This window comes from Mycobacterium sp. G7A2 (assembly GCF_041902445.1).
Taxonomy (GTDB): Bacteria; Actinomycetota; Actinomycetes; order Mycobacteriales; family Mycobacteriaceae; genus Mycobacterium.
Genome location: NZ_CP169251.1, coordinates 542260 through 562392 on the forward strand (window position 1 = coordinate 542260; position 20133 = coordinate 562392).

Sequence of the window (20133 nt, forward strand, 5' to 3'; positions counted from 1 at the left end):
TAGACAAAGTTGGCTGACGGGGACCGCGGCAGCGGGGGAAACCGAGGTGTCCGGCGACTCGTCATCGTCGAGTCGCCGACCAAGGCGCGCAAGATCGCCGGTTATCTCGGGTCCAACTACATCGTCGAATCGTCGCGTGGACACATCCGTGACCTGCCCAGAGCGGCCGCCGACGTGCCGGCCAAGTACAAGTCCGAGCCGTGGGCCCGGCTGGGTGTGAACGTCGACGACGACTTCGAACCGCTCTACATCGTGAGCCCGGACAAGAAGAGCACCGTCGCCGACCTCAAGGACAAGCTCAAGAACGTCGACGAGCTCTATCTGGCCACGGACGGCGACCGCGAGGGCGAGGCCATCGCCTGGCATCTGCTGGAGACCCTCAAACCGCGCATCCCGGTCAAGCGGATGGTGTTCCACGAGATCACCGAGCCGGCCATCCGGGCGGCCGCCGAGGACCCGCGCGACCTGGACAACGATCTGGTCGACGCGCAGGAGACCCGCCGCATCCTGGACCGGCTCTACGGCTACGAGGTCAGCCCGGTGCTGTGGAAGAAGGTGGCCCCGAAGCTGTCGGCCGGCCGGGTGCAGTCGGTGGCGACCCGCATCATCGTCCAGCGCGAGCGGGAGCGCATGGCGTTCCGTAGCGCCGGATACTGGGACGTCAGCGCCGAGCTGGACGCCAGCGTCTCCGATGCGCAGGCCCAGCCGCCGACGTTCACCGCGAAACTCAACACCGTCGACGGACGCCGGGTGGCCACCGGCCGCGACTTCGACTCGCTGGGCGCGGTCCGCAAGCCCGACGAGGTGCTCGTGCTCGACGAGGCCGGCGCCGAGGGGTTGGCCGCCGGTCTGCGCGGCGCGCAGCTGTCGGTGGCGTCGGTGGAGCAGAAGCCTTACACCCGCCGCCCCTACGCGCCGTTCATGACCTCGACGCTGCAGCAGGAGGCGGGCCGCAAGCTGCGGTTCTCCTCCGAACGCACGATGAGCATCGCGCAGCGGCTCTACGAGAACGGCTACATCACCTACATGCGTACCGACTCGACCACGCTGTCGCAGTCGGCCATTGACGCCGCCCGCAACCAGGCTCGTCAGCTCTACGGCGAGGAATACCTGCATCCCACCGCGCGGCAGTACACCCGCAAGGTCAAGAACGCCCAGGAGGCCCACGAGGCCATCCGTCCCGCCGGTGACGTCTTCCAGACTCCCGGCCAGCTGCACTCGGCGCTCGACACCGACGAGTTCCGGCTCTACGAACTGATCTGGCAGCGCACCGTGGCCTCGCAGATGGCCGATGCGCGCGGCACCACGCTGAGCCTGCGTATCGCAGGTCAGGCTCAGACCGGTGAGCAGGTGGTGTTCAACGCCAGTGGCCGCACCATCACGTTCCCCGGCTTCCTGAAGGCCTACGTCGAGAGCATCGACGATCTCGCCGGCGGCGAGGCCGACGACGCCGAGAGCCGGCTGCCGAACCTGACCCAGGGCCAGCGGGTCGACGCCAAGGATCTGACCGCGGCCGGGCACGCCACGTCGCCGCCGGCCCGCTACACCGAGGCGTCGCTGATCAAGGCGCTCGAAGACCTCGGGATCGGCCGGCCGTCGACCTACAGCTCGATCATCAAGACGATCCAGGACCGCGGCTACGTGCACAAGAAGGGCAGTGCGCTGGTCCCGTCGTGGGTGGCGTTCGCGGTGATCGGTCTGCTGGAGCAGCATTTCGCCCGGTTGGTCGACTACGACTTCACCGCCGCGATGGAAGACGAGCTCGACCAGATCGCCGCGGGGCTGGAGCGCCGCTCGAACTGGTTGTCCAACTTCTACTTCGGCGGTGAGCACGGTGTGGAGGGCTCGATCGCGCGGGCGGGCGGTCTCAAGCAGCTCGTCGGCGGCAATCTCGAAGAGATCGACGCTCGGGAAGTCAACTCCATCAAGCTCTTCGACGACGCCGAGGGTCGTGCCGTCAACGTGCGGGTGGGGCGCAACGGCGCCTATCTGGAGCGCATGGTGGCCGACCCGGACAACCCCGGTGAGCTCAAGCCGCAGCGCGCCAACCTCAAAGACGAGCTGACCCCCGACGAACTGACGCTGGAACTGGCCGAGAAGGCGTTCGCGACACCGCAGGAGGGTCGTTCGCTGGGGGTCGATCCGCAGACCGGTCACGAAGTCGTCGCCAAGGACGGACGCTACGGTCCGTACGTCACCGAGGTCCTACCCGAACCGGACGACGGTGACGACGGCAGTGCCGGATCGGGCGCCAAGAAGAGCAAGAAGCCGACCGGCCCCAAGCCGCGCACCGGTTCGCTGTTGCGCTCGATGGACCTCGAAACGGTCACCCTCGAGGACGCGCTGAAGCTGCTGTCCCTGCCGCGGGTGGTCGGGGTCGATCCGCAGAGCGGTGAGGAGATCACCGCGCAGAACGGCCGCTACGGACCGTATCTGAAGCGCGGCACCGACTCCCGCTCGCTGGCCACCGAGGAGCAGATCTTCGAGATCACCCTCGACGAGGCCCTCAAGATCTACGCCGAACCGAAACGCCGGGCCGGGCAGCGCGCCGCGGCGCCGCCACTGCGCGAGCTGGGCAACGACCCCGCCAGCGGCAAGCCGATGGTGATCAAGGACGGCCGGTTCGGTCCGTATGTCACCGACGGTGAGACCAACGCCAGCCTGCGCAAGGGCGACGACGTCGCGTCGATCACCGATGAGCGTGCCGCCGAACTGCTCGCCGACCGCCGGGCCCGCGGCCCGGTGAAGCGCACCAAGAAGGCCACCAAGAAAGCGCCGGCGAAGAAGTCCGCGGCCAAGAAAGCGGCCAAGAAGAGCTAGCGGGTCAGGTCGACCTCGTCGGCGCGCACCAGGTTCACCGGGCGGGCCAGCTGGGTCGGGGCGGTCCGGCCGCGCAGCTCGACGATCTCCCCGACGTCCCAGCACAGCGCCTCGGCGTCCAGCGCGCCGCTGACCGCGACCGCCGAGGCCAGCACGTGGCCCTCCTCGAGCTTGGCCAGCTCGGTGAGCCGGGCCGCTTCGTTGACCGGGTCGCCGATCACGGTGTACTCGAAGCGGGCCTGGGCGCCGATGTGCCCGGCGATCGCGCGCCCGGCCGATACCCCGATGCCGAACTCGGTTTCGCCGAGCACCCGGATCAGCTCGTCGTGCAGCTCCCGCGACGCGGCCAGCGCCGCGCCGGACGCATCGGGGTGCTCGATCGGGGCGCCGAAGATCGCCAGCGCAGCGTCACCCTGGAACTTGTTGACGAACCCGCCGTGACGGTTGACGGTGTCGACGACGACGCGGAAGAAGTCGTTGAGCAGGTTGACCACCTCGGCTGCCGGCTTGGTCGCGGCCAGATGCGTCGACCCGACCAGATCGACGAACAGCACCGCCACCTCGCGTTCCTGCCCGCCGAGCTCGGTGCCACGCTCCAGCGCGCGGCGGGCGACGTCCTCGCCGACATAGCGGCCGAACAGATCTCGCAGGCGTTGCCGTTCGGCCAGGTCGCGCACCATGTCGTTGAACCCGGCCTGGAGCAGACCCAGCTCACTGGCGTCGTAGATCTGCATGTGCGCGTTGTAGTTACCGCGCTGCACCTCCCCGAGCGCCCAGCGCAGCTGGCGCAGCGGGTCGGCGATGGACATCGCGACCAGCACGGTGCTCGACAGCCCGATCACCAGCGCGGCGATGGCCAGCAGCAGGATCGTGGTCACCAGCCGGTCGGCCGGCGCGGTCAGGATCGCGAACTTGCTGGCGACCAGCGCCAGGACGATCGCCAGCACTGGCACACCGGTGGACAGCACCCAGGTCAGCACCTGGCGCAGGATCACCCCGGGCGCGCGGAAGGTCTCCGGGACGCCGCCGCGCAGCGCGGCCACCGCGACGGGTCGCAGCACCCGCTCGGACTGCAGGTAACCGATGATCGCGGTGGCGGTCGCGCCCAGCGCGGTGGCCACCGCCACCACCGGGGCCGACTTGCTGGCCACCGGCCAGCTGGCCACGATGAACACGACCGAACCCAGCAGCCAGTTGGTGGCGCTGATCACGGAGCGGTAGAAGGGCATCTTCAGCGCCCGCATGCGGGCCACTTCGGTCTCGGCGGGGTCGCGGTCGCCCAGCAGCATGTCGCGGCGCTGCCAGCGCATCACCGGGATCAGCATGCGCAGCGTGAAGTAGGACGCGACGGTGAACGAGATGAACAGGTATCCGAGGAAGATGGCCAGGTTGTAGGTGGGTAGGTCCTGCAGCTGGATGCGGTCCTCGGGCGGCAGACCGAACCGCAGGAAACCCAGCACCAGCAGCGCGCCGATGATGTCGGCCTGCAGCATGCCCAGCGTGAACACGGGCCAGGGGGTGCGCGCGACCCAGCGGGCGAATGCACTGACTCGCCCCACCTCGATCGCTTCACCGGCCATTCGCTAACCGTATCGGGCGCAGCTGACGGCGCGGGAGCGTCTGAGACGGACGTGTCGGTTCGCAGCACTACTGTTATCGGCGATGACGGGTGTTTTTTCGCGTCTGGTGGGCCAGGACGCCGTGGAAGCCGAGCTGATGGCTGCCGCGCGGGCGGCGCGCGGTGATTCCGCTCACAGCGAGGCGGCGCAGGCGGGTGGGACGGGCGCTTCTGCGGGCACGATGACCCACGCCTGGCTGATCACCGGACCGCCCGGGTCCGGGCGCTCGGTGGCGGCACTGTGCTTCGCGGCCGCCCTGCAGTGCACGTCCGACGGCCCCCCGGGGTGCGGTGAATGCCGCGCCTGCACGACCACGATGGCCGGCACCCACGCCGACGTGCGTCGCATCATCCCCGAGGGCCTGTCGATCGGGGTGGACGCGATGCGCACCATCGTGCAGATCGCGTCGCGGCGGCCCGGCACCGGTCGCTGGCAGATCGTGGTGATCGAGGACGCCGACCGGCTCACCGAAGGGGCGGCGAACGCCCTGCTCAAGGTCGTGGAGGAGCCGCCGCCGTCGACGGTGTTCCTGCTGTGCGCGCCCTCGGTGGACCCGGAGGACATCGCCATCACGCTGCGCTCCCGCTGCCGGCACGTCGCGCTGGTCACACCGTCGGTGGATGCCATCGCGCGGGTGCTCGTCGAGTCCGACGGGCTCACCGAGTCCGATGCGGCGTGGGCCGCCTCGGTCAGCGGCGGACACGTCGGGCGGGCCCGGCGGCTGGCCACCGACGAGCAGGCCCGCCAGCGCCGGCAGCGGGCGCTGGGACTGGCCCGGGACGCGGCCACGCCGTCGCGGGCCTACGCCGCCGCGGAGGAGCTCGTCGCCACGGCTGAGGCCGAAGCCCGGGCGCTGACCGAAGACCGCAACGAGGTCGAGGCCGACGAGTTGCGTACCGCGCTGGGGGCAGGCGGCACCGGGAAGGGCACGGCCGGCACGATGCGCGGCGCGGCCGGGGCGATCAAGGACCTGGAACGGCGGCAGAAGTCGCGACAGACACGCGCTTCGCGGGACGCGCTCGACCGGGCGCTGATCGACCTCGCCACCTACTTCCGTGACGCGCTGCTCGTCGCGTCGGGGGCCGGTGACATCGCCCCCAACCACCCCGACATGCGGGAAAAGGTGGCGGCGCTGGCCGCGCACGCACCCGCCGACAAGCTGCTGCGATGCATCGAGGCGGTGCTCGACTGCCGGGAGGCGCTGGCCGGCAACGTCAAACCGAAGTTCGCCGTCGATGCCATGGTCGGCACCGTCGGTCAGGCACTGCGCGGCTGACTTTGGTCGTCGCTCGGCCCTGCCGTAGACTCAGGCCGCCGATGGTGCTGGTCGCCGTCGGCAGGCCGCCTTAGCTCAGTCGGCAGAGCGATTCACTCGTAATGAATAGGTCGGGGGTTCGATTCCCCCAGGCGGCTCCGAATGTGTCAGCAGCGGCAAGTCCGCGGTTTATACTTCTTTATAAAACCGCCCGAAATCGCGATTTTTATAAGGAAGTATAAGCTCGGTGGCCGCCTCGCAGCAGCGAAGTCCCTACACACCGGGCGCCATCGCGCTCCACCTGCCCGGTCGCGACGTGCACCTGGCTCGGGTCAGCGTGCACCTGACGAACTTGTCCGTGTACCGCCAACTCGACGGCAGAGTCCACGTATTCGTGGGCCCGCGCGGGGTCGGCAAGACCAGTCTGCTCAGGGTCGCCCAGCGCGACGCGCGGCAGCGCACGTTCACCACGGTCTGGGCGACGGGCGGCGACTCGGTGTCGCTGTCGGTCGACCTCGCGAATGAGTTCGACAAACTCGTCACCGCGAGATGGACGGACACCGCGAAGGCCGCGCTGGCCAAGACGCTGAACACCGTGCGGCTGAACTTCGGGGTGGCCTCCCTGCAACTCGCCACGCCGGCCGACACCGACAACACCGAGTTCCAGGGAGCCGCCCGCGCCCTCCAGGAGGCAATCACCGCGGCCGCGCGTGGGGTGATGGAGGCCGGTAGCCCGGGGCTGGTGGTGTTCATCGACGAACTGCAGGCCGCCGATGCGGTCGGCATCCGTGCCCTGGCCTATGCCTGGCAGCACATGCAGGCCGAGGCTCCCGACCTGCCCGCCGCGGTCTTCGCGGCCGGTTTGAGCCACACCCAGGACACCGTCGCCAAAGCTGTCAGCTTCGGGGAGCGATTCGAGTACCGGCACCTGAACAACCTCAACCACGACGACGCCACCCTGGCGCTGACCGCCCCCGCCCTCGGGGTAGGTGTGGGGTGGGAACAGGGTGCGCTCGACGCAGTGCTGCAGGAGACGCAGGGCTATCCGTACTTCCTGCAGGAATTCGGCGACAAGATGTGGGAGGCGGCCGGCTACCCCGGGCCTGGTGGGGCGTTGACGGCCCAGCACTTTCCCGCGGCGCGCGAGCAGTTCCTCGTCGCGCGGAACATGCTGTTCCGATCGCGGTGGAAGCAGGCCTCTCCCGCGGAGGCCAAGTTCATCACCGCGATGGCCTCGCTCGGCGACGGCGACGTGAAACGCCGGGACGTCGCCGCAGCGCTGGGGACCACCTCGACAGCGATCAGCATGGCCAGGCAGTCGCTGATGGACAAAGGACTGATCGAGCAGTCCTCCCGCGGCAGCATGCGCTTCACCGCCCCGGGCTTCGCCCAGTACATCCGCGACTACGCCGACGTCGACGCGGACGAGTAGCGGTCGGGGCAGGCCCGTTCCCCGTTCAGTAGCTCGCGGTAGACCGGGAAACCTCGTGCGCGCATGTCGTTGATGCCGAGCAGCCTGTCACGGGTCAGCGAGGTGCGACGAAGCCGACCGGTCCGGAGGCCAGGCACACCGACAGCGCTGCGGTGTCGGCGCGCACGGTGATGGCGTCCCCGGCTCCGCTCAACCGGACGAACACCCGGTTCAGGCCCGGACGCACCGGGACCCGGACCTCCTCGCCCTCGGACAGTGCCACCACGATCGAACCGTCGCTGTTGGCCAGATAGTTGAGCTCGGCGGTCCAGTCGGCGGGAAGCAGTGGCCCGTCGAGCGGCAGCACGGCGGGGAAGTCCGGCTGCACCAGGTAGCCGCACTGCGGAAGGGGCCCGGGGGCGATGCTGCGCACCCAGGTCACCACAGCGTCGACGATGTGCCCCCTGCTGTCGAGCATCCGCAATTGCGTTGTCGAGCGCGCGAATTCAGGTCGATCCTCGAGCAGGGCGAACATGTGTGAGGCGAGGTTCTCCGGCCACGCCACCCGTTGCAGCACCAGCGGGTCGACCTCCTGATCGAGCAGCGGCGCCGCCGACTCGGCGTGGGCGGCGGCCAACCCGGCCTGCGCGGTGCGCAGGTAGGACTCGGTGGGGTTGTCCTGCCAGCTCCTCAGGAACGTCGCGGTGGAATACAGGCTGCTGGCGACGAACACCGATGTCAGACCGACGATCGCCACCGACCGCACTCGGGACGCATCGAGGCGGAAAGATCCGGGCCGATTCGGCGCGCACAGTCCGACCGCGGCCAGCAGCGTCAGCACCAGAACCAGATCCGGAAGGTAACGCAGCGACTGGGCGAGCTCCAGCGCGGTGAACCGCGACGAGCGCATCAGATAGATCGGCACCTGGCACGCCGCGACATAGCCGAGCGCGGTCAGCCACACCGGACCCAGCCGCTGCTTGCGGTACAGCGTCACCGCGACCACGGCCGCCAATGCCACCCAGCCCAGCGCCATCACGACGGGCCCCGGTACCGCCCACGGAGAGGCCGGTGCCCACCGCTGCCACTGCCAAGGCCCCCCGACCAGACCCGGCACCACGCCGTGGGTCACCGAGCGCGCGAGCAGATCCCACGTCATCGCCAGATCGAAGCTCCACCGCCTCTGGTCGACCACCAACAGGTAGACGCCCACCCACGCCACCGTCACCGCCAGGCACGCCAGCCACACCCGCGCTCCCCGGCGCCACACGTCGCGCACCGAAACCGTCGCTGTCACATGGCCGTACAGCGCGACGACGGCGAACGCGACGAACGGGATGATCGCCGACTTCTCGAAGAACAACAGCCCACCGGCGTACACGAGGACCGCGCTCACGGCGTAGCGCCGCCGGCCCGTGCGGATCAACAGGATCGCATCAGCGCACACCCACGCCATCGCGGCCACCATCGGCAGCGAGTTCAGCCCGGCCGCCCACCACGCATAGCTCGGTATCGCCAGTGGCGTGAACAGCGCGAACGTCAACGGTACCAACAGGACTGGCCGCCAACCCAGGATCACGTGCAGGGCCCGCAGCAGGGCCAGCGCCGCCAGCGCGGCCAGCACCACCAGGCTCAGCGCCGGGCCCACCCAGTTCAGCGGGGCCAGCCGGGTGATCGTGCCCGCCAGCAGGAACGCCGCGGGCATCACGTGGCCGTCGTGGTCGTCGAACAGGTAGGCCGGCGACAACAGGGGTTGCGTGCCTGCCCTGCCGACCAGAATCAGGTCGTCCCAATAGAAGTAGCCACCGAACGCCAGCACCGCCCGCACGACCAGATGCACCGCGATGAGCAACAGCGCGATGCGGGCGGTACGGGAATGCACGAGCACTATCGGGGGTAGGTGTCCCCGGCCTGGCGGCGCGCCTCCCACGCCGAGGACACCATCTCCTCCAACGAGTGCCGCATCGTCCAGTCCAGGTCGCGGGCGGCGAGATCGCCGGTGGCCACGATGCGGGCCGGGTCGCCGGGGCGGCGTGGCATGATCGTCGGTTCGAAGTCGATGCCGGTGACGGTGCGGATCGCGGTCATGATCTGTGCCACCGACGTACCGGCCCCGCTGCCGAGGTTGTACACCCGCTCCACCGGCAGCCCGTCGTCCAGCCGGCGCGCGGCCGCGACATGGGCCAGCGCCAGATCGGCGACGTGGATGTAGTCCCGCACGCAGGTGCCGTCGGGCGTGGGATAGTCGTCGCCGTTCACCCGCGGGGTCTCCCCGCGGTACAGCATGTCGAAGACCTTCGGGAACAGGTTGTGCGGGCTGGCATCGAACAGCCGCGGCGACCCCGACCCGACCACGTTGAAATAGCGCAGGCTGGTGTGCCGGATGCCCGCGGACCGTCCGACGTCGCGCAGCAACCATTCGCCGATGAGTTTGGTCTCCCCGTAGGGCGACTCGGGTGTGGTCGCGGTGGACTCGTCGACCACCTCGACGTCGGGTGTGCCGTAGGTGGCCGCGCTGGAGGAGAACACGATCGCCTCGACCCCGGCGCGCTGCATCGCCGACAGCAGCGTGAGGGTCGCCGTGACGTTCTGCTCGTAGGTGTGCAACGGCCGGTTGACGGACTCGCCGGCGTACTTGTACCCGGCGACATGGATGACCCCGCGCACCCCGTTGCGCCGCAGCGTGTCTTCCACCAGCGCACCGTCGAGCAGCGATCCCTCGACGAACGTCGCCGCGGGGGCGACGAACTCGGCGAACCCCGTCGACAGGTCGTCGATGACCACCACGGGTATCCCGGCGTCACACATGGCGTGCGTCACGTGCGAGCCGATGTATCCGGCACCCCCGGTCACCAGCCAGCTCATCAGCGTCTCCTTCGTCGTCGCCCGCAGCGTATTCGCCGGGCAGCGGTCAGCGTCCGGCAGGCCGGTCCCCGGCCAGGGCCACCAGGTGCGCCGCGATGCCGAGCAGCGGCCCGCACATCAGTGCCACCACCGTGCGCACCTCCAGCGTCAGCGGCATCAGCAACAGCAGGGCCGAGGCCAGTGTCGCCGACAGCCAACCCGCGGCGTAGGCGCGGTGCAACGCGGCGGCCACGGTCGCGGCGCCCGTCAGCGTCAGCAGCGCGATGGCCACCGCGGCGGCGGTCAGCCAGGCCAGCAGGGCACCGTCGGCCTGGTACTGCGGGCCGAACGCGGTGCGCAGGAACCACGGACCGGCGAGGCCGGCGACGAGCACCCCGAGTGCGCCCAGTCCGGCGACCAGCGCGGCCGGTACGGCCAGTGCGCGCACCCGATGAGCACGGTGATCGACGAAGTAGGCGATCAGGTTTCCCTGCATCGCGGTCAGCGGCACCAGCAGCGGCGCCCGGGTGAGGGTGACCGCCAGGATCACCACCCCGCCGGTGGCGCCGAGGTCACCGGAGGTGGCCTGCAGCAACACCGGAAAGCCCATGACGAGGACCGCGCTGGCCCCCGCGGCGGTGGTCGAATGCCCGACGCCGCGCAGAAAGGTCACCGTGTCGGCGGGGGTGTGCACGCGCGCCGCCGCCCGGGCCGCGGGGGACAGCGCCAGCATCAGCACCCAGCTGACCGCGCCGGCGACCGTGGCCCACAGGTACCCGCCCAGCCCCCAGCCGATCGCAAAGGTCGCCGCGGCGACCGTGACCCGCAGCAGCGCGTCGGTCACCATCAGAGCGCCGTACCCGGACCACTGGTTGCGCCCGGCGAGCATGCCGAGCAGCGTGGTGTGCACACAGAATCCGGCCAGCCCCAGGCTCAGCAGCGCGATGCTCAGCGTGCGGTCCTCGACGAACACGTGGGCCGCCCACAGCGGGGAGCTCAGCGCGATCAGCGCGGCCGCCCCCACTCCGACACCCGCACCGATGCGCATCGGACGGCTGCGGCCCGGCTCGCCCCGTGCCGAGCGGACCTCACGGGTGCTCTCCTGCAGCAGGCCGAACGCGGCGCCGCTGGCCAACCCGAATGCGCCCCAGAACACGCTGAACACCGAGAAGCCGGCCGGCTCGAGATCCCGGGCGGCCAGATACAGCACCGCGTACCCGCACAGCGCCGATACCGCGGTCGCCGCTCCGACACGCACCACGCTGCTGCGGGTGACGGCCCCGGACGGGCCGGCGGCCGCGTCCGTCACGGCAGGTCCAGCGGGGGGACCTCCGCGGAGTACAGCCACGCCGCCCACAGCGGGCGCAGCGAGTCCTCGGTGAAATGCGCGGCCAGCGCGATGAAGTCGTCGGTGACGACGCTGGCGTGCCGGTACCGCGATGTCCACTCCCTGAGCAGCGCGAAGAACGAGTCGTCGCCGATCCGCCGGCGCAGCGTGTGCAGGGCCAGCGCACCGCGCTTGTACACCCGGTCGTCGAACATGTCCCGCGGCCCGGGGTCGGCGAGGACCAGATCCTGCGGTGAGTCGACCAGCCGCTGGTGGTAGTGGCGGGCCCAGTCGTCGGCGCTGCGCTCGCCGCAGTGATCGGACCACAACCACTCGGCGTAGCACGCGAAGCCCTCGTGCAGCCAGATGTGGCGCCAGCGTTGGGCGGTCACGGAGTTGCCGAACCACTGATGGGCCAGTTCGTGGGCGACCAGCCGCTCGGAGCCGCGCCGGCCGTCGCAGTGGTTGGCCCCGAAGATCGAGATGCCCTGCGCCTCGAGCGGGATCTCCAGTTCGTCGTCGGTGACGACGACGGTGTAACCGTCGGCCAGCGGGTACGGACCGAACAGCTTGACGAAGAGCTTCATCATCTGCGGTTGGCGCCCGAAGTCGTGGTCGAACTCGCGGCGCAGCCGGTCGGGCAGCACCGAGAAGATCTCCACGCCGTTCTTGGCCATCCGCCGCCTGGTGTAGGGACCGACCTGCAGCGTGATCAGATACGTCGAGGTCGGTTCGCTCTGCTCGTAGGTCCAGGTGGTCATGCCGGCTCGGGCTTTGCGGGACAACAACTTTCCGTTGGCAATCGTGAGATAGGGGCTCTCCGTGGCGATCTGGATCCGAAAGCTCGCCTTGGCGCTGGGATGATCGTCACACGGGAACCACGACGACGCCCCGTTGGGCTGGCCGGCCACCAGCGCGCCCTCGGTGAGTTCCTCGAACCCGACCTCACCCCACGGGGTCCGTTTCGGCCGGGGTGTCCCGCTGTAGCGCACCGCCACCGTCATCGCGGCACCGGCGGGCAGCCGATCGGCCAGCGTGATGTGCAGCTTGTCCCGATCGGTGCGAAAGTGCTTCGGCCGCTTGCCGTTCACGGTCACCTTGGCCACCGACAGCGCGCTGGACAGGTCCAGGCTGAACGTCTGGAGCTCGGCCAGCGTGACGGCGGTGACGGTGGCCGTCCCGGCGAGCCGGTTGATCGCGACCTTGTACTCCAGCTCCAACTCGTACCGCGACACCCGGTAACCGAAATTGCCTGCTGTCGGCAGATACGGGTCGATGACCGGGGCGGAGCTCTTCTTGCCTGCTCCTCGTCGACCCGTCACGCGGCAGCCGGTTTCTTGGGCTTGGCGCCCGACTGCCCCTGCTTCTTGCCCGCCGGATTCCACGGCGCGATCGGATTGCCCTGCCACCGAGTCGATGGTGGCACCTCGTCACCGCGCATCACCAGGGAGGCGGGGCCGACGGTGGCTCCGGCGCCGATGCGGGCGGCGGGCAGCGCCACACAGTGCGGACCCAGCGTGGCTCCGGGTTCCAGCACCACGGTGTCCATGCGCATGATCCGGTCGTGGAACAGATGGGTCTGCACCACACACCCGCGGTTGACGGTCGCGCCGTCGCCGAGTGTCACCAGGTCGGCCTCGGGCAGCCAGTACGTCTCACACCACACTCCACGTCCGATGCCGGCGCCCAGCGCCCGCAGCCACAGATTCATGACCGGAGTACCCGCGGCCGCGCGGGCGAACCACGGCGCCGCCACGGTCTCGACGAATGTGTCCGACACCTCGTTGCGCCACACGAACGACGACCACAGCGGGTGTTCGATCGCGCCGATGCGGCCCACCAGCAGCCACTTCGCCAGCACCGCCACACCGCCGGCCACCGCTCCGGCGGCGAGCACGACCGGCCCGGCTGCGAGCGCGGCCCACAGCCAGCCCGCCGCAGTGGCCAGCGCCTGGATCGCGGCGAGCACACCGACTCCGATGGCGAAGGTGATCACGACCGGCACGATGCGGAACGTCTCCACGGTGGCACGCAGGACCTTGAGCTTCGCCGACGGGTGGAAGGTGCGCAGCGCGTCGGCAGCCGTCGGGCGGCGGCGCAGCCGTACCGGGGGACTACCCAGCCACGACGAACCGGCCTTGGCCTTGTGCGGGGTCGCCGAGAGCACGGCCACCAACCCGTCGTCGGGCACCCGCCGGCCGGGCTGGGTGATCCCGGAATTGCCCAGGAAAGCCCGCTTCCCGACCGTGGCGCGGGCGACGTGGATCCACCCGCCGCCCAGTTCGTAGGAGCCCACCATCGTGTCGTCGGCGAGGAACGCGCCGTCCTCGACCACGGTGAACTTCGGCACCAGCAGAGCTGTGGAGATCTCGGTACCGCGGCCCACCTCGGCGCCGAGCAGACGCAGCCACCACGGGGTGAGCAGGCCGGCGTAGATCGGGAACAGGTAGTTGCGGGCGGCGTCCATCAGCCGCTCGGTGGCCCACAGCTGCCAGCCGGAGCGGCTGCGCACCGGGTGGTAGCCCTCCTGCAGCCCCACGGACAGCAGTCGCACGCCCAGCACCGTCAGCGCCGCATAGCTCAGCACTGCGGCCAGGGTGGCCGGGGCGGCCCACAGCATCGCCGCCGGCACGGCGTCGGCGACGCCGGCGGTGTCCCGCACCGCCCATCCGATGACGGCCAGCCCCACCGCCAGTGCGGCCAGCGGCAGCGCTGCCAGCAGCATCGACGTCAGGCCGTACACGGCCACCCAGTGCAGGGCACGCGGCGGCCGGTGATCGGGCCACGGATGCTTGGCCTTCCCGGACTTGACCGCCGGTGAACCCTTCCAGTACTGCCCGTTCTTGACCTTGCCCACCACCCCGGAGCCGGGAGCGACGTCGGCGTTCTTGCCCACCACCGCGCCGGGTAGCAGGGTCGTGCGCGCCCCGACCGTGGCGTCGTTGCCGACGGTGACGGGGCCGACGTGGAAGGCGTCCCCGTCGATCCAGTACCCGCTGAGGTCGACCTCGGGCTCGATGGAGCAGCGGTGCCCGAGCGTGAGCATGCCCGTCACCGGGGGAGCCGAATGCAGGTCGACGCCCTGCCCGACGTTGTTGCCCAGCGCGCGGGCGTAGTAGACCAGCCAGGGAGCGCCCGCCATGTTCTGCGCCCCGCTCGCCTCGGCGAGACGCTCGGCCAGCCACACCCGCAGGTGCACCGCGCCGCCGCGTCGGTAGGTTCCGGCCTGCAGGTTGCCCAGCAGCGTCCGCGCACCCAAGACGGCGATGCCCATCCGGCCCGGCGGGGTGACGAACAGCAGGAATCCGGCCAGGACCCACCACCAGCTGATCGGCGCGGCCCACGGCACCAGGTCCAGCCCGGCGGCGACATTGTTGGCGACGGCCAGCCACACGACCCACTGCATCCCGGTCAGCGCCGCCAGCGGAACGGTCAGCGCGATCTGCACGGCCTGCGTCCGTCGCGACACCGGCTCGACGGTCCGCGGCTCGACGGCCGGGGGTGGTTCCAGTTCGTCGAGGTATCCGGCCAGCGACCCCAGCCGCGGATGGTCGTAGAGGTCGGCGACGGTCACCTGCGGATAGCGCTGCCGCAGCGCGGCGATCAGCTGGGCGGCCGCCAGCGATCCGCCGCCCATGGCGAAGAAGTCGGCCTCCGGCCCGTCGACCTGTGCGGCCAGCACGTCGCGCCACAGCCCGGCCAGCCAGCCCGTCGTGCCGAGAAGGTCCGGTGCGTCCGCACCGTCACCGGCTCCGTCGACCGGCCACGGCAGCGCGTCGCGGTCCACCTTTCCCGACGTGCGGGTGGGCAGCTCGTCGACGAGGACCAGACGGGGCACCAGAGCGGCGGGCAGGGACTGCGCCAGCGCGGTCCGGGCGGCGGCCAGGTCGAAGTTCGGATCGGCGCTGGCGACATAGCCGACCAGCAGGGGAGTTCCGCTGGCCGTGCGCCGCACCGCCGCCGCGCCGCCGCTGACCCCTGGCAGATGCACCAGCGCGCTGTCCACCTCACCGAGCTCGATGCGGCGGCCGCCGACCTTGACCTGGTCGTCGGCGCGGCCGACGAAGTACAACCCGTCGGCCTCCAGCCGGACCAGGTCGCCGCTGCGGTAGGCGCGGCTCCAGGCGAGCGTGGGCATCGCGGCGTACTTCTCGGCGTCCTTGTCGGGATCGAGGTAGCGCGCCAGCCCCACCCCGCCGATGACGAGCTCACCGACCTCACCGAGGTTCACCGGCCGGCCGTCGGCGCCGACGACCGCCAGATCCCACCCGGGCAGGGGCAGGCCGATGCTGACCGGTCCCCGCCCGAACAGCCGCGCGGCGCAGGCCACCACGGTCGCTTCGGTCGGGCCGTAGGTGTTCCACACTTCGCGGCCCTCCACCGCGAGCCGCTCGGCGAGCTCGGGCGGGCAGGCCTCGCCGCCGAAGATCAGCAGCCGCACGGCCTCCAGGGCCTCCGCCGGCCACAGCGCCGCCAGCGTCGGCACGGTCGAGACCACCGTGATGTCGCGCGACACCAACCAGGGGCCCAGGTCCATCCCGCTGCGCACCAGCGAGCGCGGGGCGGGCACCAGACAGGCACCGTGCCGCCACGCCAGCCACATCTCCTCGCAGGAGGCGTCGAAGGCCACCGACAGTCCGGCCAGCACCCGGTCTCCGGGGCCCAGCGGGTTGTCCTGCAGGAACATCCGCGCCTCGGCGTCGACGAAGGCGGCGGCGCTGCGATGGCTGACCGCGACACCCTTGGGGGTGCCGGTGGAGCCGGAGGTGAAGATGATCCACGCGTCGTCGCGGCTCAGCGGTGCTGCGGCGCGCCAGCCACGGGAGGACCCGGGGCCGCGGACGAGTCCCTGCTCGGTGATGACGGCGACGACGCCGGCCTCGGTGAACACCAGCTCGGCGCGCTCGACGGGGTCGTCGGCGTCGACCGGAACGTAGGCGGCGCCGGTGGCGAGCGTGGCCAGGATCGCGACGTAGAGCGCGTAGCTGCCCGAGGGCATCCGGATGCCGATGCGGTCGCCGCGGCCGATCCCGCGGGCGGCCAGCCACGCCACGCTGTCCTCGATGTCGGAGATCAGCTCGGCGTAGGTGAGCTGCACGGTGCCGTCGTCGAGGGCGGGCGCGTCGGGGTAGCGGCGCGCGGTGTCGTAGAGGATGTCGATCAGCGTGCGCGGCTCGGGGGCGAACGCCGACAGCACGAACTGGGCGGGGATCTCGGGGGTTGGATCCGCTGCTGTCACGGGTACAAACTACTAAGCGCCGGGCGGCCCCCGGTGGCGTCGGGTGGTGGGTGATTTCGCGTGTCGGGCGACCGGCTGGCAGAATCACCGCCCTGGAGGGGAGTATTCCTTCGCCACAGCGTCGTCACCACGTCGTCCATCTCTGATCGACCGGTGTTGTGGGCCGCACTCGGCGGTGGAAGAGACCTCCGGCGTTGAAACGACGACCGGAGGTTTGATGAACGTCAGCGGACTCGAGTGGGCGATCACGCTCAGTGTGACCATCGCGATCCTGCTCTTCGATGTGATCGTGATCGGGCGTCGCCCGCATGAGCCGTCACGGCGTGAGACGGCCACCGCGCTGAGCTTCTACGTGGGGTTGGCGATCCTGTTCGGCCTGTGGACCTGGTTCTTCCACGGCAGCCAGTACGGGCTGGAGTTCTTCGCGGGCTGGCTCACCGAGTACAGCCTGTCGGTGGACAACCTGTTCATCTTCTTGATCATCATGGCCAGCTTCAAGGTGCCGCGGATCTACCAGCAGCAGGCGCTGCTGGTGGGCATCATCCTGGCGCTGGTGTTCCGGGGCATCTTCATCGCCCTCGGCGCGGTCGCGATCGCCCGGTTCTCCTGGGTCTTCTACATCTTCGGTGCGTTCCTGCTGTACACGGCCATCCAGCTGGTGCGCGACACCGACCACGACGACGACGCCGACAACGTGGTGGTCCGCTTCGCCCAGCGGCACCTGTCGTTCACCGACCAGTGGGACGGTCTGCGGTTGTGGGTGAAGGAGAACGGCAAGCGGTTGATGACGCCGATGTTCCTGGTGATCGTCGCGCTGGGCACCACCGACCTGATCTTCGCGCTGGACTCCATCCCGGCGATCTACGGACTGACCCAGGAGCCCTACCTGGTGTTCACCGCGAACGTGTTCGCGCTGATGGGGTTGCGCCAGCTGTACTTCCTGCTCGGCGACCTGCTCAAGCGGCTGGTGTACCTGTCGCAGGGGCTGGCGTTCATCCTGTTCTTCATCGGGGTCAAGCTGCTGCTGCACGCGCTGCACGAGAACGAGCTGGCGTTCATCAACGGTGGCGAGCACGTGCCGGTGCCCGAGATCCCCACCCTGTGGTCGCTGGGCGTGATCGTCGTGACACTGCTGATCACCACCGTGGCCAGCCTGTACAAGACCCGCAAGGATGCCCGGCGGCTGGCCTCCGAAGCCGAGGACATCGCCGGGCAGGCCGATCCGCAGGCCGGCCCGCGTCCCTGAGCCGCGTCAGGCGCTGGCCGTCCAGCGGTCGCACACCTCGCGCAGGCCGTCGGCGGTCAGTGAGCCGAACAGCCGCACCCGGGCCATACCGCCGTCGGGGTAGACGTCCAAACGCGCTGCGGTGACGGGGCGCCGCTCGTGGATGCGGAACCGGTGCCGGGTGTCGGGCTGCAGCTCGGTCCGCGGCAGGATGTCGAACCACTCACCGTCACCGTCGCGGCCCGACAGGCGGGCCGCACCCGGGGCATTGCCGACGAAGTAGGAGGTGTCCAGCTCGATCGCGTCGAGCACGCCCTGGCCGGCCAGCTTCATCTCCACCCAGTCGTTGCCGGCGTCGCGGCGCCGAGAGGTCTCCCACCCCTCACCCATGGTGCGGGCCACCCCGGGCAGCAACAGATTGTTCGGTGAGCTGTAGAACATGTTGGAACAGGCCGTGATTCGGCCCCCGTTCTCGAGCGCGGCAAGGTCCAGCGTCATGTTCTCGGCGAAGTCGGGGTTGATCAGACCCTCGCCGTGCACCCGGAACCGCGCCACGCCGCCGTCCGGATAGATGGACAGCCGCAGATGTGTCCAGCGCCGCGACGAGGAGGTGGGGAACGGGTTGCGGGTGTCGCCGTTGACAGTGGAGCGTTCCACGATGGTGGTCCACTCCGTCTTGCCGGGATCCTCGATGAGCTCCTGCACCGAGGGGTAGCCCTCGACGAAGGCGGCCTCGACGGAGATCTCGGGCGGATAGTTCCCGGTGAACCACGCGGTGTCGACGACGACGCCGCGGACGACGGCCGGCACGCCGAGCCTGATGACGGCCGAATCGTGGGACTCTGCGGTGACCCCGCGGCGCCGGCGGGTCTCCCAGCCGTCGTAGACCTGTCCCTTGTGGCCGAAGGTGGCGGGCCGGTGTTCGGCGGGCGCCGGTTTGATCAGGTTCTCTTTCTCGGCGAACACGTCGTCGTTGGCCCACACCACAGCCCCGCCGGCGGTTCTGGCGGCAAGGTCGGGCAGCGACAGAAAGTGGGGGTGACCTGTGGGTCTCGGCGGTGTGCTCACCGGGACGAGCCTAGGTGAGCGGGCGCGAACCGGGGCGGTGAGGCGTCACCGGTCGTGCCCTCACCAGTTGTCCCCTCACCAGTTGTCGTAGCCCCCCTCGGGGCCGAGCATGCGTTCCAGCCGGGTCCGGTTGATCCGGGCCAACTCGTTGCGCACCACTTTGCGTTCGGTCTCGTAGTCGTTGTGCAGGCGGTCGTGCAGCGCGGCGAGCACATCGTCGGCGCCGTAGCCGTTGATGTACATGACGAACCCGAAACCGAAGTGCTCCAGGTAGGACTTCGACGCGGCGGACAACTCGGCCATGATCTCGGGCCGCTCGTCGATGATCGCGCACTGCTCGGCGTGGGACTTCTCGCTGCCCGGCCGCCGGCCGACGTCGGGATAGGCCTGCAGGATGGAGTCGATGGACTGCTCGCCGAGGCTGAACAACTGTGTGTCGGCGTACCGGAACAGCTGTTCATGACTGTCGAAGGGGCGGGCGCGCACGAGGTCGGCGGCCAGCGGCACGCTGTAGCAGCACTCGAACACCGCGTGCACCGCCCGGCGCGTCGGCATCGCGTTGAACGCCTCCAGGCCGATCCCTTGATGCAGTAACACACCGCCATGATGGGAGGCCGATTGAACAGTGACGTTACGCCGTGTTACAGGCACGCAAAATCGCCGACGGTCCAGGTCTCACCGACGCCGCCGGTGTCTGCTGTGTCACTGGCGCCGACATTGCGAGCAGGGTCGTGGACCCGAGGTGCGCGCGACCCTCACAGCACTCTGGCGCAGGGCGGCTAGTGCCCTTCGGTCTTGAACCGTTCGATCGAGCGGTTGACCTCGGCTTCGGCCTCTTCGCGGCCCACCCAGTCGGCGGCCTTGACGAACTTGCCCGGCTCGAGGTCCTTGTAGTGCACGAAGAAGTGCTTGATGGCGTCCAGCTCGAACTCCGACACGTCGCCGATGTCGGTGATGTGGTCCCAGCGCGGATCGGCGAGCACACACAAGACCTTGTCGTCGCCGCCCTTCTCGTCGGTCATGCGGAACATGCCGACCGGGCGCGCCTCGACCACACAGCCCGGGAACACGGGCTCGGGCAGCAGCACCAGCGCGTCCAGCGGGTCGCCGTCCTCACCGAGGGTGTCCTCGATGTAGCCGTAGTCGGTGGGGTAGCCCATGGCGGTGAACAGATACCGGTCCAGCTTCACCTTGCCGGTGTCGTGGTCCACTTCGTACTTGTTGCGGGACCCCTTCTGGATCTCGATGAGCACATCGAACTGCACCGTCGCGACTCCTCCACCTGTGCGAAAAGACTGCCGAAAACATCGTGTGACCACGGGGTC

The 20133-nt window shown here is 69.8% G+C and carries 13 protein-coding genes and 1 tRNA gene; 5 read left to right on the forward strand and 9 right to left on the reverse strand.

Annotation, left to right across the window (positions count from 1 at the left end; translation table 11 throughout):
- Positions 1-9: 9 nt before the first annotated feature.
- A complete protein-coding gene (topA, locus tag ACEWX3_RS02660) occupies positions 10-2820 on the forward strand; it encodes a type I DNA topoisomerase (protein WP_374158620.1) in 2811 nt (936 codons plus the stop codon).
- Here the strand turns inward: topA and ACEWX3_RS02665 are convergent.
- Positions 2817-4400, reverse strand: coding sequence for an adenylate/guanylate cyclase domain-containing protein (locus ACEWX3_RS02665; protein ID WP_207068151.1), 1584 nt, complete (start codon positions 4398-4400; stop codon positions 2817-2819). The genes topA and ACEWX3_RS02665 overlap by 4 nt on opposite strands.
- A gap of 82 nt (positions 4401-4482) precedes the next feature.
- Here ACEWX3_RS02665 and ACEWX3_RS02670 point away from each other — a divergent pair, with 82 nt between their 5' ends.
- From ACEWX3_RS02670 to ACEWX3_RS02680, 3 genes are all read left to right on the forward strand, one after another.
- A complete protein-coding gene (locus tag ACEWX3_RS02670; RefSeq protein WP_374158621.1) occupies positions 4483-5715 on the forward strand; it encodes a DNA polymerase III subunit delta' in 1233 nt (410 codons plus the stop codon).
- A gap of 64 nt (positions 5716-5779) precedes the next feature.
- Positions 5780-5852 (forward strand) — tRNA-Thr (locus ACEWX3_RS02675).
- An 89-nt stretch (positions 5853-5941) separates the two neighbouring features.
- The gene (locus tag ACEWX3_RS02680) at positions 5942-7126 is read left to right on the forward strand and encodes an ATP-binding protein (protein ID WP_374158622.1); all 1185 of its coding nucleotides are present in this window, start codon (positions 5942-5944) and stop codon (positions 7124-7126) included.
- Positions 7127-7220: 94 nt separating this feature from the next.
- On the opposite strand, the gene ACEWX3_RS02685 is transcribed toward ACEWX3_RS02680, so the two are convergent.
- From ACEWX3_RS02685 to ACEWX3_RS02705, 5 genes are read right to left on the reverse strand one after another with little or no spacing between them, the layout of a single operon-like run.
- A complete protein-coding gene (locus tag ACEWX3_RS02685; protein WP_374158623.1) occupies positions 7221-8987 on the reverse strand; it encodes a hypothetical protein in 1767 nt (588 codons plus the stop codon).
- A gap of 5 nt (positions 8988-8992) precedes the next feature.
- Positions 8993-9970: a UDP-glucose 4-epimerase GalE gene (gene galE, locus ACEWX3_RS02690; RefSeq protein ID WP_207068147.1), complete on the reverse strand. Its 978-nt coding sequence runs from the start codon at positions 9968-9970 to the stop codon at positions 8993-8995.
- Positions 9971-10016: 46 nt separating this feature from the next.
- Positions 10017-11258, reverse strand: a complete 1242-nt coding sequence (locus ACEWX3_RS02695) for a hypothetical protein (protein WP_374158624.1) — start codon at positions 11256-11258, stop codon at positions 10017-10019.
- Positions 11255-12598 carry a M1 family metallopeptidase gene (locus tag ACEWX3_RS02700; RefSeq protein WP_374158625.1) on the reverse strand — a complete coding sequence of 448 codons (1344 nt, stop codon included), beginning with the start codon at positions 12596-12598 and terminating at the stop codon, positions 11255-11257. The genes ACEWX3_RS02695 and ACEWX3_RS02700 overlap by 4 nt, the downstream gene beginning before the upstream one ends.
- Positions 12595-16515 carry a Pls/PosA family non-ribosomal peptide synthetase gene (locus ACEWX3_RS02705; RefSeq protein ID WP_374158626.1) on the reverse strand — a complete coding sequence of 1307 codons (3921 nt, stop codon included), beginning with the start codon at positions 16513-16515 and terminating at the stop codon, positions 12595-12597. The genes ACEWX3_RS02700 and ACEWX3_RS02705 overlap by 4 nt, the downstream gene beginning before the upstream one ends.
- A 217-nt stretch (positions 16516-16732) precedes the next feature.
- Here ACEWX3_RS02705 and ACEWX3_RS02710 point away from each other — a divergent pair, with 217 nt between their 5' ends.
- Positions 16733-17761: a TerC family protein gene (locus ACEWX3_RS02710; RefSeq protein ID WP_374158627.1), complete on the forward strand. Its 1029-nt coding sequence runs from the start codon at positions 16733-16735 to the stop codon at positions 17759-17761.
- Between the two features lie 6 nt (positions 17762-17767).
- On the opposite strand, the gene alc is transcribed toward ACEWX3_RS02710, so the two are convergent.
- The 3 genes from alc to ACEWX3_RS02725 form a co-directional block, all read right to left on the reverse strand.
- Complete coding sequence (gene alc / locus ACEWX3_RS02715) at positions 17768-18808, reverse strand: allantoicase (RefSeq protein ID WP_207068142.1); 1041 nt, start codon at positions 18806-18808, stop codon at positions 17768-17770.
- Between the two features lie 75 nt (positions 18809-18883).
- Complete coding sequence (locus tag ACEWX3_RS02720) at positions 18884-19405, reverse strand: 2-oxo-4-hydroxy-4-carboxy-5-ureidoimidazoline decarboxylase (protein ID WP_374158628.1); 522 nt, start codon at positions 19403-19405, stop codon at positions 18884-18886.
- 182 nt (positions 19406-19587) lie between these two features.
- Complete coding sequence (locus tag ACEWX3_RS02725; protein WP_152518958.1) at positions 19588-20073, reverse strand: inorganic diphosphatase; 486 nt, start codon at positions 20071-20073, stop codon at positions 19588-19590.
- Between the last annotated feature and the right edge of the window lie 60 nt (positions 20074-20133).

Excerpts from the sequence above, each read along its gene's own strand:
- ACEWX3_RS02665 (WP_207068151.1), bottom strand. The coding sequence starts at position 4,400 with ATGGCCGGTGAAGCGATCGAGGTGGGGCGAGTCAGTGCATTCGCCCGC.
- ACEWX3_RS02670 (WP_374158621.1), top strand. The coding sequence starts at position 4,483 with ATGACGGGTGTTTTTTCGCGTCTGGTGGGCCAGGACGCCGTGGAAGCC.
- galE (WP_207068147.1), bottom strand. The coding sequence starts at position 9,970 with ATGAGCTGGCTGGTGACCGGGGGTGCCGGATACATCGGCTCGCACGTG.
- ACEWX3_RS02710 (WP_374158627.1), top strand. The coding sequence starts at position 16,733 with ATGAACGTCAGCGGACTCGAGTGGGCGATCACGCTCAGTGTGACCATC.